The organism is Streptomyces sp. 7R007, assembly GCF_054850255.1.
In genome coordinates this window covers 131,596-148,090 of sequence record NZ_JBTWMV010000013.1, presented here as the reverse complement: position 1 = coordinate 148,090, position 16,495 = coordinate 131,596, and the positions used below count along the sequence as shown (strand labels likewise).

The 16,495-nt window shown below is 69.1% G+C and carries 8 protein-coding genes and 1 pseudogene; all 9 read left to right on the top strand.

Going from position 1 to position 16,495, the window contains the following annotated elements:
* Positions 1-146 precede the first annotated feature (146 nt).
* The 9 genes and pseudogenes from ACYF6T_RS19300 to ACYF6T_RS19260 all read left to right on the top strand — a co-directional run bounded on the left by ACYF6T_RS19300 (position 147) and on the right by ACYF6T_RS19260 (position 16,449).
* A complete protein-coding gene (locus tag ACYF6T_RS19300; RefSeq protein ID WP_461698010.1) occupies positions 147-1,745 on the top strand; it encodes an arabinofuranosidase catalytic domain-containing protein in 1,599 nt (532 codons plus the stop codon).
* 81 nt (positions 1,746-1,826) lie between these two features.
* Positions 1,827-4,277 (top strand): RICIN domain-containing protein, encoded by a 2,451-nt coding sequence (locus ACYF6T_RS19295; protein WP_461698009.1) that lies wholly within the window; start codon positions 1,827-1,829, stop codon positions 4,275-4,277.
* A 57-nt stretch (positions 4,278-4,334) separates the two neighbouring features.
* The gene (locus tag ACYF6T_RS19290) at positions 4,335-5,483 is read left to right on the top strand and encodes a ricin-type beta-trefoil lectin domain protein (protein WP_461698008.1); all 1,149 of its coding nucleotides are present in this window, start codon (positions 4,335-4,337) and stop codon (positions 5,481-5,483) included.
* A gap of 75 nt (positions 5,484-5,558) precedes the next feature.
* Positions 5,559-7,031: pseudogene (locus ACYF6T_RS19285) on the top strand (endo-1,4-beta-xylanase); the annotation flags it as partial.
* A 351-nt stretch (positions 7,032-7,382) separates the two neighbouring features.
* Complete coding sequence (locus ACYF6T_RS19280; protein WP_461698007.1) at positions 7,383-8,816, top strand: arabinofuranosidase catalytic domain-containing protein; 1,434 nt, start codon at positions 7,383-7,385, stop codon at positions 8,814-8,816.
* Positions 8,817-8,858: 42 nt separating this feature from the next.
* Entirely contained in the window at positions 8,859-10,508 is a 1,650-nt protein-coding gene (locus ACYF6T_RS19275; RefSeq protein ID WP_461698006.1) for a glycoside hydrolase family 27 protein, read from the top strand.
* Between the two features lie 137 nt (positions 10,509-10,645).
* Positions 10,646-12,106, top strand: a complete 1,461-nt coding sequence (locus tag ACYF6T_RS19270) for an arabinofuranosidase catalytic domain-containing protein (protein ID WP_461698078.1) — start codon at positions 10,646-10,648, stop codon at positions 12,104-12,106.
* A gap of 48 nt (positions 12,107-12,154) precedes the next feature.
* Positions 12,155-13,984: an RICIN domain-containing protein gene (locus ACYF6T_RS19265; RefSeq protein WP_461698005.1), complete on the top strand. Its 1,830-nt coding sequence runs from the start codon at positions 12,155-12,157 to the stop codon at positions 13,982-13,984.
* Positions 13,985-14,040: 56 nt separating this feature from the next.
* The gene (locus ACYF6T_RS19260; protein WP_461698004.1) at positions 14,041-16,449 is read left to right on the top strand and encodes a ricin-type beta-trefoil lectin domain protein; all 2,409 of its coding nucleotides are present in this window, start codon (positions 14,041-14,043) and stop codon (positions 16,447-16,449) included.
* Positions 16,450-16,495 lie beyond the last annotated feature (46 nt).

The following is a 16,495-nucleotide window of genomic DNA, read 5'->3' as shown; positions in this document are numbered from 1 at the left end:
ACCGGCCCGCGCGACCGGGTGCACCGCTCCTCCTGGAAAACCTCTCTGCAATCCCACTGCAACACAAGCACGCCAAGCGCTTCTGCATTCGTCTGTGCCACCCCTCACAACCCGACCGGGTTGCGCCGGCACGGTAGGGAGATCAGATGAGATCCACTCGTACGAGACTCCACCGGCTGTTCACGCACCGCCGTCTTCAGCGGTTGTTCACGTCGGTGCGCCGCCGTTCCGGTTCGGACGGCCCGCCGCATCGGGCGCGCGCCTCCGCGCCCGTACCCACGGCGCGGACTCGGTGGAACACCGTCGCCCGGGCTGGTGCCGCGACCGTGCTCGTCGCGGGCGTTCTGGCCGGAGCCACGGCCACGACCGGCACGGCCCGGGCCGCCACGTCCGGACCGTGCGACATCTACGCCTCGGGCGGTACGCCCTGCGTGGCCGCGCACAGCACGACACGAGCGCTGTACGCCTCGTACAGCGGGCCGCTGTACCAGGTGCGGCGCGCCTCGGACAACGCCACCCGCGACATCGGTGTGCTGAGCGCGGGCGGATACGCCGACGCCTCGGCACAGGACTCGTTCTGCTCGGGGACGACCTGCCTGATCACGATCATCTACGACCAGTCGGGCCGCGGGAACAACCTCACCCAGGCACCCGGCGGGGGTGCCGCCGGCGGTCCGGACAACCTCGCCAACGCCACCGCCGCGCCCACCACGGTGGGCGGCCACAAGGCTTACGGCGTCTTCGTGGCGCCCGGAACGGGCTATCGGAACAACCACACCAACGGCATCGCCACCGGAGACAACCCCGAGGGCATGTACGCGATCTTCGACGGCACGCACTACAACGGAGGCTGCTGCTTCGACTACGGCAACGCCGAGACGGACAGCAACGACGACGGCAACGGCACCATGGAGGCCATCTACTTCGGCAACATCAAGGTGTGGGGCTACGGCAGCGGCAACGGTCCCTGGATCATGGCCGACCTGGAGAACGGCCTGTTCTCCGGCGTCAACCAGCACTACAACGCGAACGACCCGACCATCAACTACCGGTACACGACCGCCATCATCAAGGGCGGCCCGAACCACTGGGCGATCCGGGGCGGCAACGCGCAGTCCGGCGGTCTGTCCACCTTCTATGACGGAGTGCGCCCCAACGTCGCGGGCTACAACCCGATGCGCAAGCAGGGGGCCATCATCCTGGGGATCGGCGGCGACAACAGCAAGGGCGCCCAAGGCACCTTCTACGAAGGCGTGATGACCTCGGGCTACCCCTCGGACGCCACGGAGAACGCCGTGCAGGCCAACATCACCGCGGTCGGGTACGGCAATTCCTCCGGAGGCGGTTCGAGCACCGGCGCGCTGCACGCGGTGGGCGCGGGCAAGTGCCTGGACGTGCCGAACTCCTCCACCACGGCCGGCACACAGTTGCAGATCTGGGACTGCAGCGGCGGCGCCAACCAGACCTGGACCCGCACGTCCTCGGGTCAGCTGACCGTCTACAGCGGCAGCAGCCAGATGTGCCTCGACGCCTACAACAACCAGACGTCCGCCGGCACCAAGGTGGTCACCTGGCCGTGCAACGGCGGCGCCAACCAGCAATGGCAGATGAACGCCGACGGCACCATCACCGGCACCCAGTCCGGGCTCTGCCTCGATGTCACCGGCGCCTCCACGGCCAACGGCGCCCTGGCGGAACTCTGGCCGTGCAACGGCGGGTCCAATCAGCGATGGAGCCTCAGCTGACCTGACCGGCTCCGGCCCGTGGCCAGGCACTCCGCCGGCCACGGGCCACCGCCACCAACCCGCCGCCACCGGAGGATGACCATGCTCAGAGCCGGAGCGCTCCGCGGCCTGTGGGCCGCCCCCACAGCTCTGCTCGCCCTACTGGCCGGCAGTCCGGCCACCGCCGGGGTCGCGTTCGCCGAACCTGCGGAACGCCTGGCTGCGGCCGCCGACCTGTACGTGGCGCCGGATGCGGCTCCCGGCGGAAACGGCACGGCCGAGCAGCCGTTCGCCACCATCGATCAGGCAAGGCAGCCCGCGCACCGGCTCTCGGCCGACTCGGACGTCGTCGTCCACCTGGCCGGTGGCACCTACCGGCTGACCAAGCCGCTTGCCTTCGGCTCCGACGACGGCGGCCAGAACGGACACACCATCACCTACCAGGCCGTGTCCGGGCAGCAGCCGGTCGTGACCGGCGCCCAGCAGATCACCGGTTGGCAGGTACATGATCAGTCGAAGAACATCTGGTCGGTCCACGTCGGCACCGGCGTGAAGACGCGCCAGCTGTATGTGAACGGCAGGGAAGCACCACGAGCGGCGATCCAGGTACCCCGCTCCGCCTTCACCTTCACCCCGACCGGCCTGAACGTCACCGACTCCTCCCTCGACTACCTGGCCGGCCTCTCGGACCAGAACCACATGGAGATCGAGAGCCTCAACTCCTTCACCGACCGCTATGCGCCGGTCCAGTCGATCAGCGGCAGGACCATCACCATGCAGCAGCCCGCGTGGAACAACAACTCCTGGGGATACGACACCGTCAACGCGCCGTTCGCCGGCGGGACGATGTACCTGGAGAACACCTACGCGTTCCTGCAGCAGGCCGGACAGTGGTACCTCGACTCGTCCACCGGCGATCTGTACTACCGGGCCCAGCCGGGGCAGAACCCCGGCAGCCTCGACGTCGAACTGCCCCGGTTGCAGAGCCTGCTCGGCATCAGCGGCAGCTACGGCTCACCGGCCACCGGTCTGGGCTTCAGCGGCATCCACTTCACGGGAACCTCCTGGCTCGGACCCAGCGGACCCGACGGCTACGCGGACCAGCAGAGCGGCGCGCACATCACCGGCGCCTACGCGATGCCCGCCAACTGGCTGAGCACCTGCACGTCGGGATGCAGGCAGTTCGAGGCCACCCGCAACCACTGGGCGCAGATGCCCGCCGCCGTCCAGGTCTCGGCCGCCGGCGGCATCACCTTCTCCGGCAACACGTTCTCCGAGCTCGGACAGGCCGGGCTCGGCGTGGGCAACGACGGCGTCGCCAACGCCTCCGGCACCGGACTCGGCGCGAACGGCGTCACCGTCACCGGCAACACGTTCACCGACACCGCCGGCAGCGGCATCCAGGTCGGCGGGATCCAGCCGGACGCGCACCACCCCGGCAACCCGCAGATGACCAATCAGAACATCACCATCAGCAACAACAAGGTGAGCGGGATCGGCACCGACTACAAGGAAACCGCCGCGATCCTGTCCACCTACGTCACCCATGCCACCATCACCCACAACCAGTGCGACCACCTGCCCTACGACGGCATCGACATCGGCTGGGGCTGGGGCGCCAACGACCCCGGCGGCAGCCAGGACTACGCCAACCGGGGCACGTACGACTACCAGCCCGTCTACAGCACCCCCACGACGCTGAAGAACAACACCGTCTCCCACAACCTGATCTTCGACACCAAGAACGCGATGTTCGACGGCGGCAGCATCTACAACCTGTCCGCGAACCCCGGCTCGGTGATCTCCGACAACTACATGTACGACAACCACCGCACCACCGCGCTGTACCTCGACGAGGGCTCCCGCTACCTGACGGTGTCGAACAACGTGGTGCAGGACGCCGGCAACTGGGCGCTGACCAACGCCAACGCCGACAACCACACCGACGACAGCACGTTCTCCGGCAACTGGTACAACGGCGGCAACACATACGTGGCCACAGGTCCTCCGCACAACAACGTCCTCACCGGCAACGTCCAGGTCAGCGGCACCAACTGGCCGCAGGGCGCGCGGCAGGTCATCCAGCAGGCGGGCGTCCAGTCCCCGGGCGGCGGTGACGGCTTTCCCACCGGCTACCACCAGTTGGTGATCGGCAGCGGCAGTCTGTGTCTGGACGTGTACGGCAACTCCGGCAGCGCGGGCGCCGTGATCGACCAGTGGACCTGCAACGGACAGGCCAACCAGCAGTTCCAGTTCGTGCCCGGCGCCGGCGGCTACGGACAGTTGCAGGCGCAGAACTCCGGGCTGGTCGTGGCGGTGTCGGGCGGTTCCACGACCGCCGGTACGCCCGACATCGTGCAGCAGGCCCCGAGCGGAGCGGCCGGCGCTCAGTGGCTGCCGGTGCAGCAGTCCGACGGCTCGTACGCCTTCCAGAACCAGAACAGCGGCCTGTGCCTGGACGTCTACGGCGGCGGCAGCAACCCCGGCCAGCAGCTCGGCCAATGGCCCTGCAAGAACACGGCCGGCAGCAACCAGGACTTCACCCCCCGCTGACCGACTCACCCGCTCGTCCCCTCTCACCCACTGTCCCGCACCCAGTGAGGAACACACATGAAGAAGTACGGGTTACTCCTGGCCGTCGCGCTGACGGCAGCGATCGGCACCGGCACCGCGCTGCCCGCGGCGGCCGCCACCGGCACCGGCTCGCCGGCCTCCGCCGCACGGGCCGCCGCCGCGCCCACCGCCCTGCGGCTGATGCCGCTGGGCGACTCCATCACCTGGGGTGTCGGCAGCCCGTCCGGGAACGGCTACCGGGGCTTCCTGTGGAACCGGTTGGCGAACGAGGGGCATGCCCGGGACTTCGTGGGCTCGGGCCGCAACGGCACGATGTCCGACCCGGACAACGAGGGCCACTCCGGCTGGCGCATCAGCGACTTGGCCGGTATCGCGGACTCCGTGCTGGCAAGGTACCGGCCCAACGTGATCACTCTGGAGATCGGCACCAATGATCTGAACGGCGGCTCTCAGGCCGAGCCCGCCGCCGAACGGCTCCATGCGCTCATCGACCAGATCACGGCCGACGCCCCTGACGCGACGGTCCTCGTCGGCACCGTGATCGTCTCCACCAGCGGCACCGAGGAGGCCACCCGCCCCGCGTTCAACGCCAAACTGCCGGGCATCGTCCAAGCCGAGCAGGCTGCCGGCAAGCATGTGCGCCTGGTGGACATGAGCGCTGTGACCACCGCGGACCTGTCCGACTCCTTGCACCCCAACGACAACGGCTACAGCAAGATGGCTGACGCCTTCAACGCCGGGGTCCAGGCCGCGGACGCGGCAGGCTGGATCAAGCCGCCCGTCGCCGTGGGCGGGCCGGTGCGCTCCGGGGTCGCGGGGAAGTGCCTGGACGTCCGCGGCGGCAACAGCGCCAACGGGACCGCCGCACAGATCTGGTCCTGCAACGGCGCCGACGCGCAGTGGTGGACCGCGCGCTCGGACGGCACCCTGCGGGCGCTCGGGAAGTGCCTCGACGCCACGAGCGGCGGCACCGCCAACGGCACCAAGATCGAGATCTGGGACTGCAACGGCGGCACCAACCAACAGTGGCAGGCGTACAACGGCGGTTACCGCAACCCGGTTTCCGGCCGCTGTCTCGACGATCCCGGTGCGTCTGTCACCGACGGTACGCAACTGGTCCTGTGGGACTGCAACGGCGGATCCAACCAGCAGTGGACCGCACTGCCGGTCAGCTCGGCTTTGTGACCGGCCCGGCTCGCCCCCGGCACCGGCTTGTGGCCGGTGTCCCGCCCCCCACACACACAAGGAGAACGATCCCTCATGCCCTGGCTCCACGCAGCGCCCCGTCCGCGCAAGGCCCTGGCCCTGGCCGCCGTACTGGCGGCCGGCACGGCTGTGGCCCTGGCCGGCCCGGCGAGTACCGCCGCCCACGCGGCCTCCGGCACCCTGGGTGCGGCAGCGGCCGACAGCGGCCGCTACTTCGGCACGGCCGTGCCCGCCGGCAAGCTCGGCGACTCGACGTACACCACCCTTCTCGACCGGGAGTTCAACATGATCACCCCGGAGAACGAGATGAAGTGGGACACCACCGAACCGTCCCGCGGCACCTTCAACTTCGGGCCCGCCGACCAGATCGTCAACCATGCCGCCGCGCACGGACAGAGGATGCGCGGGCACACGCTCGTCTGGCACTCCCAACTCCCGTCCTGGGTCGGCTCGATCAGGGACGCGAACACCCTGCGCGGTGTGATGGACAACCACATCACCACCGAGATGAACCACTTCAAGGGCAAGATCTACGCGTGGGACGTGGTCAACGAGGCGTTCGCCGACAACGGCAGCGGCCAGCACCGCAGTTCGGTGTTCCAGGACGTGCTGGGCAACGGTTTCATCGAGGAGGCGTTCCGCACCGCGCGGACGGCCGATCCGGCGGCCAAGCTCTGCTACAACGACTACAACATCGAGAACTGGAGCGACGCCAAGACGCAGGGCGTCTACAGCATGGTGCGCGACTTCAAGGCGCGTGGGGTGCCCATCGACTGCGTCGGCTTCCAGTCCCACTTCGGCACCGGCGGCCCGCCGTCGAGCTTCCAGACGACGCTGTCGAACTTCGCCGCCCTCGGCGTGGACGTGCAGATCACCGAACTGGACATCGCCCAGGCATCACCGACGGCGTACGCCAACACCGTCAAGGCGTGCATGAACGTCTCGCGTTGCACCGGCATCACCGTATGGGGCATCAGGGACAGCGACTCCTGGCGCAGCGGGGAGAACCCACTGCTGTTCGACAGCAACGGCAACAAGAAGGCCGCCTACGACGCGACCCTGACCGCGCTGGGCGGCGGCACCGGGAACCCCGGCGGCGGCATCGTCTCGGGCCAGGTGTACCAGGTGAGCGTGGCCTCCGCAGGGCGGGTGCTGGACGTGCCGAGCGGGCAGACCGGGAACGGCACGCCGGTGCAGGTCTGGGACGCCAACGGGAGCGCCGCGAACCAGCAGTGGCGGGCGAACCAGAACAGCGACGGTTCCTACACCCTGACCAACATCGCCAGTGGGCGGGTGCTGGACGAACCCGGTGGCCAGACCGGCAACGGCACCCGTTTGACGATCTGGGACGACAACGGCGGTGCCAACCAGCACTGGCGGGCGAGCCGGAACAGCGACGGCTCCTACACCCTGACCAATGCCGCGTCCGGCCGGGCGCTGGAGGTCCCCGCGGGACAGAGCGCCAACGGGAGCCCCGTGCAGATCTGGGACTCCAACGGCGGTGCCAACCAGCACTGGAACTTCAGGTGAGGCGATCGGCACCCAGCGCTCACACCTGATCCCCCGACGAACACCTGCGTCCGGCATTCCGGTCGTCGCCGGACGCGGGTTTCGGCTGCCCTCAGACCGCCCTGACCAGGACAGACATGGGATGGATGACGCCCTGAAAGACTCGGAAACTTCTATTGACAGGGCCATGACCCTGTGGGATCACTATGCGACATGGGATGTCTGAGGGCTCCCTGTGTGTGCACGGCACTCTCCGTCCCCTCCCTTCCCCGCATATCCCGAGGACACAGCATGCAGCCTCCATCCGCTCCGCACCGCAGCCCCGCGGCTCGTGCATCGCGCTTACCGACTGCGGCCGCCGTATCCGTGATGGCGCTGCTGGCCATGTTGCTGGCGACCGCGCCGACCTGGTCGGCGCCGGCGTCCCCGGCAGCCCTGGTGAGTTCGGCGTCGGGGCGGTGCCTGGACGTCAAGGGCAACGTCGACACGCCGGGCACGGGGCTGGAGATCTGGGACTGCAACGACCAGGCCAACCAGGCGTTCGAGTTCACGGCAGCCGGTGAGCTGAGGACGATGAACGGCACCCGGTGCGTGGACGCCTACGACACCCGGACGGCTCCCGGAGCCCCGGTGGTCATCCGGGGGTGCGACGGACGGGCGACCCAGGTCTGGCGGCAGAACTCCGACGGGTCCGTCACCGGCGTCGCCTCCGGATTCTGCCTGGACGTGAGCGGGGCGGCAACGGCCGACGGCACGGCGGTCATCCTGTGGACCTGCAACGGCCAGAGCAACCAGAAGTGGACCACGTCGACACCTCCGACGCCGCCCCCGGCCAACGGGTCGGGCCCGTGCGACATCTACGCCTCGGGCGGTACGCCGTGCGTGGCCGCGCACAGCACCGTGCGCGCTCTCTACGGTTCGTACAACGGCTCCCTCTACCAGGTCAGGCGCGCCTCGGACAACGCCACCAGGGACATCGGCGTCCTGGCGGCGGGCGGCTTCGCCGACGCAGCGGCGCAGGACGCGTTCTGCGCGGGCACCTCGTGCGTGATCACGGTCGTCCGCGACCAGTCCGGACACGGCAACGACCTGTGGTACCAGGGATCGGCCCAGGTCCCGGGGTCGAGTCAGAGCAGCCCGGCCAAGGCGACGTCCGAGTCGCTGACGGCCGGCGGCACCAAGGCGTACTCCCTGTACATCAACCCCGGCAACAGCTACTGGCGGGACGGCCATCTGACGGGCGTGCCGACCGGTGCCGCACCCGAAGGGGCGTACATGGTGACCAGCGGCACCCACGTCAACAGCGGCTGCTGCTTCGACTACGGCAACAGCGAGACGACCAGGAAGGCCGACGCCGCCGGGGCGATGGACGCGATCAACTTCGGCACCGAGTGCTGGTTCGGCGGCTGTTCGGGCAGCGGCCCCTGGGTGCAGGCCGATCTCGAATGGGGCCTGTACCCCGGCGGCAGCCAGTCCTGGAACCCCAACCAGCGGGCGTTTCCGAGCAAGTTCGTCACCGCGATGCTGAAGAACAACGGCACGACGAGGTTCGCCCTCAAGGGCGGCAACGCCCAGTCCGGCGGCCTGACCACCCTGTGGGACGGCGGGCTGCCCGGCGGATACAGCCCCATGAAGAAACAAGGGGCCATCGTGCTGGGCAGCGGCGGCGACTGCTGCAAGCCCGGCGGCGGCGCCAACCTGAGCGCCGGCACCTTCTACGAGGGAGCCGTGGTCGCCGGCTACCCCTCCGACGCGACCGACAACGCGGTGCAGGCCAACATCATCGCCGCCGGCTACCGCTGACCCGCACCCCGCACCCCAACTCGCCCCAGGAGTCGATGACTTATGCCCACGACCACCGCGAGAGCCAGGCGTCCCCGGTCGCTGCCCCCGCTGCGTTCCCTGCGCAGAACCCTCGCGCTCGCCTTCTCGGCCGTGCTGCTCACCGCGACCGCCCCCCTCCTCTCCCTCGGCACGGCGCACCCCGCCGCAGCGCTCGGCAACGGGCTCGCGCCGACCCCGCAGATGGGCTTCAACGACTGGAACGCGTACGGCTGCAACGTCTCCGAATCGCTGATCAAGTCCACCGCCCAGGCGATGCACACCAACGGCATGCAGGCGGCCGGCTACTCGTACGTCAACATCGACGACTGCTGGATGACCCACAGCCGGGACTCCAGCGGCCGCCTGGTGCCGGACCCGGCGAAGTTCCCCGACGGCATCAAGGGCACCGCGGACTACGTGCACTCCCTGGGGCTGAAGCTGGGGATCTACGAGGACGCGGGCACCGCGACCTGTGCGGGCTACCCGGGCAGCCTCGGGCACGAGACCACGGACGCGCAGTCGTTCGCGTCGTGGGGCGTGGACTACCTGAAGTACGACAACTGCAACAACACCGGCGTGCCGGCGCGGACCCGGTACATCGCCATGCGGGACGCGCTGGCGGCCACCGGACGGCCGATCCTGTACAGCCTGTGCAACTGGGGCCAGGAGAACGTGTGGACCTGGGGCGCGGATGTGGGCAACAGCTGGCGCACCACCGGTGACATCAGCCCGACCTTCTCCAGCATGCTGTCGATCTTCCACAGCAACGTGGGACTGGCCTCCTACGCGGGTCCCGGTCACTGGAACGACCCGGACATGCTGGAGGTGGGCAACGGCTCGATGACGGCCACCGAGAACCGCAGCGAGTTCAGCCTGTGGGCGGAGATGGCCGCACCGCTCATCGCGGGCACCAACATCCCCTCGGCCAGCTCCTCCACCCTGTCCGTGCTGACCAACTCCCGGGTGATCGCGGTCGACCAGGACCCACTCGGCAAGCAGGGGACCATGGTGTCCTCCTCGGGCGGCCTGGACGTGCTGGCCAAGCCGCTGGCCAACGGGGACGTGTCGGTGGCGCTGTTCAACGAGACGGGCTCCACGGCGACCATCACCACCACCGCTTCAGCGATCGGGAAGACCGGGGCGTCCTCCTACACCCTCACCGACCTGTGGTCGGGCGCGTCCTCGACCACCTCCGGCACCATCAGCGCCTCGGTGCCCGCACACGGCACGGTCATGTACCGGGTGGCGGGCGGCACCAGCGGTGGCGGCACCGGCGTGACCGGTCCGCTGCACGCGGTCGGCGCCGGCAAGTGCCTGGATGTGCCGAACTCCACCACGACCGCGGGCACCCAGGTGGAGATCTGGAGCTGCAACGGCGGCGCCAACCAGACCTGGACGCACACCACCTCCCACCAGCTCACCGTCTACTCCGGTAGCAGTCAGATGTGCCTGGACGCCTACAACAACCAGACCACACCGGGGACGAAGGTGGAGATCTGGCCGTGCAACGGCCAGAGCAACCAGCAGTGGTCGCTGAACTCCGACGGCACGATCACCGGCGTCCAGTCCGGCCTGTGCCTCGACGTCACCGGCGGAGCCACGGCTGACGGAACCCTCGCCCAGCTGTGGACCTGCAACGGCGGCAGCAGCCAGCGGTGGGCGCTGGGATGACCCCGTTCTGCCCGCGGCCACCGGCAGCTTCGGTGCCGTCGTACGGCGGCACCACCACACAGGAGGTCTCCTTGCCCGGATCAGCAACCGATCGCAGACGAAGGCGTTTCCCGGCCGTGCTCCTGATCGCCCTGGCGATGGCCCTGGCCGCGCTCGGGACACCCTCGTTCGCCGCCTCCGCGCGGACCGGCACACCTGCCGCCGTCCACGCGCCCGTGTCCGCGGCGGACGCGTCGCACCCGTGCGACCTCTACGCGGCGGGCGGTACGCCGTGCGTGACGGCGCACGCCACCACCAGGGCACTCTTCGCGGCGTACAACGGGCCGCTGTACCAGATCCAGCGGTCCTCCGACCACAGCTACCGCGACATCGGGGTGCTCGCTCCGGGCGGGTACGCCGACGGCGCCTCCCAGGTGTCGTTCTGCGCGGGCACGTCCTGCACGATCACGAAGATCTACGACCAGACCGCCCAGCACAACGACATGCCGATCTCCTGGGGCGGTTACTGGAAGGGCCCGGGTCCGAACGGATCCGACGTCGGGGCGGACGCCATGGCCCTGCCGGTGACCGCGGCCGGTCACCAGGTGTTCGGCGTCAAGGTCACCCCGGGTGTCGGTTACCGGCTCGACCACGCGAGCGGCGTGCCCACCGGCGCCCAGCCCGAGGGCATCTACATGGTGACCTCGTCGAACTACACCAACCAGTGGTGCTGCTTCGACTACGGCAGCGGCGAGAACTCCCACACGGACACCGGCAACGCCACCATGAACGCCATCTACTGGGGCACGGCCTGCTGGTTCGGCGGCTGCACGGGCAGCGGCCCCTGGGTCGAGGCCGACCTGGAGAACGGCATGTTCCACACCAACACCGGCTCCAACAAGGACCCGAACAACCCCGGCGTGCACTATCCGTTCGTCAGCGCGTGGCTGAAGAACAATGGCACCAGCAACTTCACCCTCAAATACGGCAACGGTACGAGCGGCGGCCTGACCACCACTTTCTCCGGTCCCCTGCCGAACGGCTACTCGCCGATGAAGGTCGACAGTTCGGTCCTGCTCGGCACCGGGGGCGACAACAGTCCCAATGGCGTGGGCGAGTTCTTCGAAGGCGCGATCACGGCCGGCTATCCGTCCGACGCCACCGAGAACGCGGTCCAGGCCGCCATCACCTCCGCCGGCTACGGAACGGGAAGCGGCAGCGGCACGACCGGTGCCCTGCACGCGGTGGGCGCGGCCAAGTGTCTCGACGTGCCGGGCGCATCCACGACGGCGGGTACGCAGACGCAGATCTGGGACTGCAACGGTGCGGTGAACCAGACGTGGACCGCGACCGCGTCCCACCAGCTCACCGTGTACTCCGGCAGCAGCCAACTGTGCCTGGACGCCTACGACAAGGGCACCAGTCCGGGCACGAAGGTCATCACCTGGCCCTGCAACGGCCAGACCAACCAGCAGTGGAACCTCAACGCCGACGGCACGGTCACCAGTGCCCAGTCCGGCCTGTGTCTGGACGTGACCGGCGCCGCCACCGCCAACGGCAGCCTCGTACAGCTGTGGACCTGCAACGGCGGATCCAACCAGAAGTGGTCGCTGAGCTGACCCGATGTATCGCTGTCTCGCTGTATCGCTGGCCCATAGGAGGTCCGTATGAGGACGCGAGCGAGGGACCGCCGCGTGCTGCTCGCCGTCGGCGTCGTGTTGGCGTTCGTGCTGCAGCTGCTGTCGGCGGCCGGGAGCCGCGCCGCCGCGGGCGAGGCGCTGAACGTGAACCTGGCGTTGACGCGAGGCCCGTCGACCGGTGTGGGTGAGGGGTTTCTCTACGGCTTCACCCAGGACGGCAGCCAACCTGTGGACCAGTTCATCCAGCCGCTGGGGATCAACGCGTTCCGCGGCGGGGGCTGGTTCTCCGGCGGCTGGATCAAGGACAACTACCAGTACGGCGCGGCCAGTCGGGCCGACGTCGACTCGATCATCGCGCAGGCCAAACGGCTGACCCGGCCGCCGTACCACGCGCAGTACCAGGTGCTCGTCAGTGACATCTACGGCGCGAACGGCGGCCAGCCGTCGAATACGACGTACCCGTGCGACAACGGCAACTGCGCGAACTGGATCAGCTTCATCGACTCCACCGTGGGAGCGCTCCAGGCGTCAGGACTGACATTCTCCTACGACATCTGGAACGAGCCCGACATCTCCTACTTCTGGACCCGGGGCGTCAACAGCGCCCAGTACTTCCAGATGTGGGACACCGCCTACCGGGAGATCCGCCGCATCGCCCCCGACGCGCAGATCGTCGGGCCGTCCCTCGCGTTCACCCCGCAGCGCAACCCGGGTGAATGGCAGACCTGGCTCGCACACGTGAAGGCGGCCGGAACGGTGCCGGACATGATCAGCAACCACGACGAGGGCGATGTCGACGACCCCGTCACCGTGGCGCAGGCACTCAACGGTTCTCTCAGCGCGGCGGGTATCGGTCCGCGGCCGCTGTCCGCCAACGAGTACCAGCCGGCCGACCGGCAGACCGCCGGGGTGACGGCCTGGTACCTGGCGCGGTTCGCGCAGTCCGGGTACGCCAACGCGATGCGCGGCAACTGGGTGTGCTGCGTCACCCCCAACCTGACGGGAGTCCTCACCCAGAGCGGGGGCAGCTGGCAGCCGACCGGCAACTGGTGGGCGCTTCGGGACTACGCCGACATGACCGGCACCCTCGTCGACACCTCCGGTCAGGTCGGCTCGACCGCCATCGCCGCCTCCGAGGACTCCGCCGCCGGGCGCGCGGTGGCCGTCATCGGCGACTCCAACGGCTACACCGGCGCCGCGTCCGTGGCCTTCAACGGGCTGTCATCCCTCCCGTGGCTGACGAACGCCGGCAGCGTCCACGTCACCGTGCACCGCATTCCGGACCAGGCGCCGCTGGGTGCGCCGCAGACCGTGTACGACCAGAACGTGAGCGCCTCGGGCGGCTCGGTCACCGTGCCGCTCACGTTCCAGAGCGCGCACGATGCGTTCGCCGTCTATCTGACCCCGGCGTCGTCCGGCGGGGGCTTCCCGGACGGCTACCACCAACTCGTGGTCGCAAGCGATCAGTTGTGCCTTGACGTGTACGGCAACTCCGGCACCGCGGGCGCCGCGATCGACCAGTGGACCTGCAACGGGCAGAGCAACCAGCAGTTCCGGTTCGTGCCGGCCTCGGACGGCTACGGCGAACTGCGCGTCCAGAGCTCCGGCCAGGACGTGGCGGTCGCCGGCGGCTCCACGGCGGCAGGCACCCCGGACATCGTGCAGCAGGCCCCCGGCACGGCGGCGAACGCCCTCTGGCTGCCTATGCGCCAGTCCGACGGGACCTACGCCTTCCAGAACCGCAACAGCGGCCTGTGCCTGGACGTCTACGGCGCCGGCGGCAACGCGGGACAGCAGCTGGACCAGTGGCCGTGCAAGAACGCGCCCGGCACCAACCAGGACTTCGCCGTCCGCTGACACCGCACCCGACGCGGACCGCGAACCCCACCGACCTGCGAAAGGAACCCCCCACCGTGTCAGCATTCAGACGGCTGTTACGGAGCCTGCGCGCCTCGGCGGCCGTACTCACGGGCCTCGTCCTGGCCGCCGGCGGCCTCGTCGGCACGGCCGCCCTTCCGGCCCACGCCGCCACCTCCATCACCATCAACGGCGCCTCCGGCGGACGGACCTTCGACGGCGTCGGCGCGATCAGCGGCGGAGGCGGCAACAGCAGACTCCTGATCGACTACCCCGAGCCCGAACGCGGCCAGATCCTCGACTACCTCTTCAAGCCCGGCTACGGCGCCTCCCTGCAGATCCTCAAGGCCGAGATCGGCGGCGACACCAACTCCACCTCGGGAGCCGAGCCCAGTCACCAGCACACCCGCTCCGACCTGAACTGCGACCGGGGCTACGAATGGTGGCTCATGGAGCAGGCCAAGGCCCGCAACCCGGACATCAAGCTCTACGGCCTGGCCTGGGGCGCCCCGGGCTGGATCGGCGGTGGCAACTTCTGGTCCACCGACATGGTCAACTACCTGATTTCGTGGCTGGGTTGCGCCAAACAGCACGGCCTCACCATCGACTACCTCGGCGGCTGGAACGAGCGCGGCTACAACGTCTCCTGGTACGAGCAACTGCGCAGCGCGCTCAACTCCAGCGGCTACGCCGGCGTCAAGATCGTGGCGGCCGACTCGGACTGGAACGTGGCCAACGACGTCAACTCCAACCCCGCCTTCGCCGCAGCGGTGAGCGTCATCGGCACGCACTACCCGTGCGGCTACCGCTCCTCCCAGTCCGACTGCTCGGTGCCGTCGGCCGCCACCTCGTCCGGCAAGCAGCTGTGGGCCAGCGAGAACGGCTCGGACGACTACAACGCCGGTGCGCCGGCCATGGCCCGCGGCATCAACCGCGGATACATCGACGGCCGGATGACCGCGTACCTCAACTGGCCGGTCGTCGCCGCCATCACCCCGAACCTGCCCTACCCCACCATGGGCCTCGCCCTCGCCTCCCAGCCCTGGTCCGGTCACTACGCGATCGGCAAGAACACCTGGGTGATGGCACACACCACCCAGTTCACCGCCCCGGGCTGGAAGTACCTCGACTCCTCCAGCGGCTACCTCGGCGGCAGCCGGAACAACGGCAGCTACGTGTCAATGAAGTCCACGAACAACTCCGACTACTCCACGGTCATCGAGACGATGGACGCCGCCAGCGCCCAGACCTTGAACTTCAACCTCGCCGGAGGGCTGTCCACGGGAACCGTCCACGTCTGGTCGACCGACGTCAACTCCGCCAACCAGGCGGACTACTTCGCGCACACCACGGACATCACCCCGTCGGGCGGCGCCTTCAGCGTGACCGTGCAACCCCACCACGTCTACACCCTGACCACCACGACCGGCCAGGGCAAGGGCACCGCCACCGGGCCCGCGCAGAGCGCCATGAGCCTGCCGTACCACGACTCGTTCGACGGATACACCACCGGCACCGAGGCGAAGTACCTCATGGACTGGCAGGGCGCCTTCGAGGTGACGGCCTGCGGCGGCGGCCGCAGCGGCACGTGCGTGCGCCAGATGAGCCCCCAGAAACCGATCACCTGGGACGCACTGTCCGATCCGCACGCACTCCTCGGTGACGTGGGGTGGAGCAACTACACCGTGACGTCCGACGTGCTGCTCGAACAGCCCGGATACGCCGAACTGATCGGCCGCGCGAACGCACAGGACTACAGCAGCACCGGAGGCCTGAACGCCTACCACCTGCGAGTGAGCGACACCGGGGCCTGGTCGATCCTCAACTCCGGCACCAGCGGCAACGTCACCACCCTCGCCCACGGCACGACCACGGCGCTGGGCACCAACCGCTGGCACACCCTCGCCCTGGCCTTCTCCGGCACCACCCTCACCGCCGCCATCGACGGCTCGACCGTCGGCACTGTGAGCGACCGCACCTGGGCCGGCGGCCAGGCCGGCTACGCAACCAGCCAGGGCGAGACGGCACAGTTCGACAACCTGTCCCTCACGCCCGGCAGCGGCGGCACCGGCGGCGGTACGAGCGGCCCGATCGTCGGAGTCGGCTCCGGCCGGTGCGTGGACGTACCGAACCAGTCGCAGACCCCCGGAACCCAGGTGGAGCTGTGGGACTGCAACGGCGGCAGCAACCAGCAGTGGACCACCACCCCGGCCGGTGAACTGCGGGTCTACGGCAGCGCGTGCCTGGACGCCGCAGGCAGCGGCACCAGTCCCGGCACGAAGGTCGACATCGCCACCTGCACGGGGGGCGGCAACCAGAAGTGGACGCTGAACGCCGACGGCACCATCACCGGCGGCCAGTCCGGTCTGTGCCTGGACGCCACCGGCGCCGGCACCGCCAACGGCACCCTGCTCGAACTGTGGACCTGCACCGGCGGCAGCAACCAGAAGTGGACGCGCGACTGATCCGGCGACAGCCGGGATCACCCACCCGTCAATGACGCTGAAAGGC

What these genes read in the sequence shown, in the direction of transcription:
- ACYF6T_RS19300 (WP_461698010.1), top strand. Translation starts at nt 147, where the DNA reads ATGAGATCCACTCGTACGAGACTCCACCGGCTGTTCACGCACCGCCGT.
- ACYF6T_RS19295 (WP_461698009.1), top strand. Translation starts at nt 1,827, where the DNA reads ATGCTCAGAGCCGGAGCGCTCCGCGGCCTGTGGGCCGCCCCCACAGCT.
- ACYF6T_RS19290 (WP_461698008.1), top strand. Translation starts at nt 4,335, where the DNA reads ATGAAGAAGTACGGGTTACTCCTGGCCGTCGCGCTGACGGCAGCGATC.
- ACYF6T_RS19280 (WP_461698007.1), top strand. Translation starts at nt 7,383, where the DNA reads ATGGCGCTGCTGGCCATGTTGCTGGCGACCGCGCCGACCTGGTCGGCG.
- ACYF6T_RS19275 (WP_461698006.1), top strand. Translation starts at nt 8,859, where the DNA reads ATGCCCACGACCACCGCGAGAGCCAGGCGTCCCCGGTCGCTGCCCCCG.
- ACYF6T_RS19270 (WP_461698078.1), top strand. Translation starts at nt 10,646, where the DNA reads ATGGCCCTGGCCGCGCTCGGGACACCCTCGTTCGCCGCCTCCGCGCGG.
- ACYF6T_RS19265 (WP_461698005.1), top strand. Translation starts at nt 12,155, where the DNA reads ATGAGGACGCGAGCGAGGGACCGCCGCGTGCTGCTCGCCGTCGGCGTC.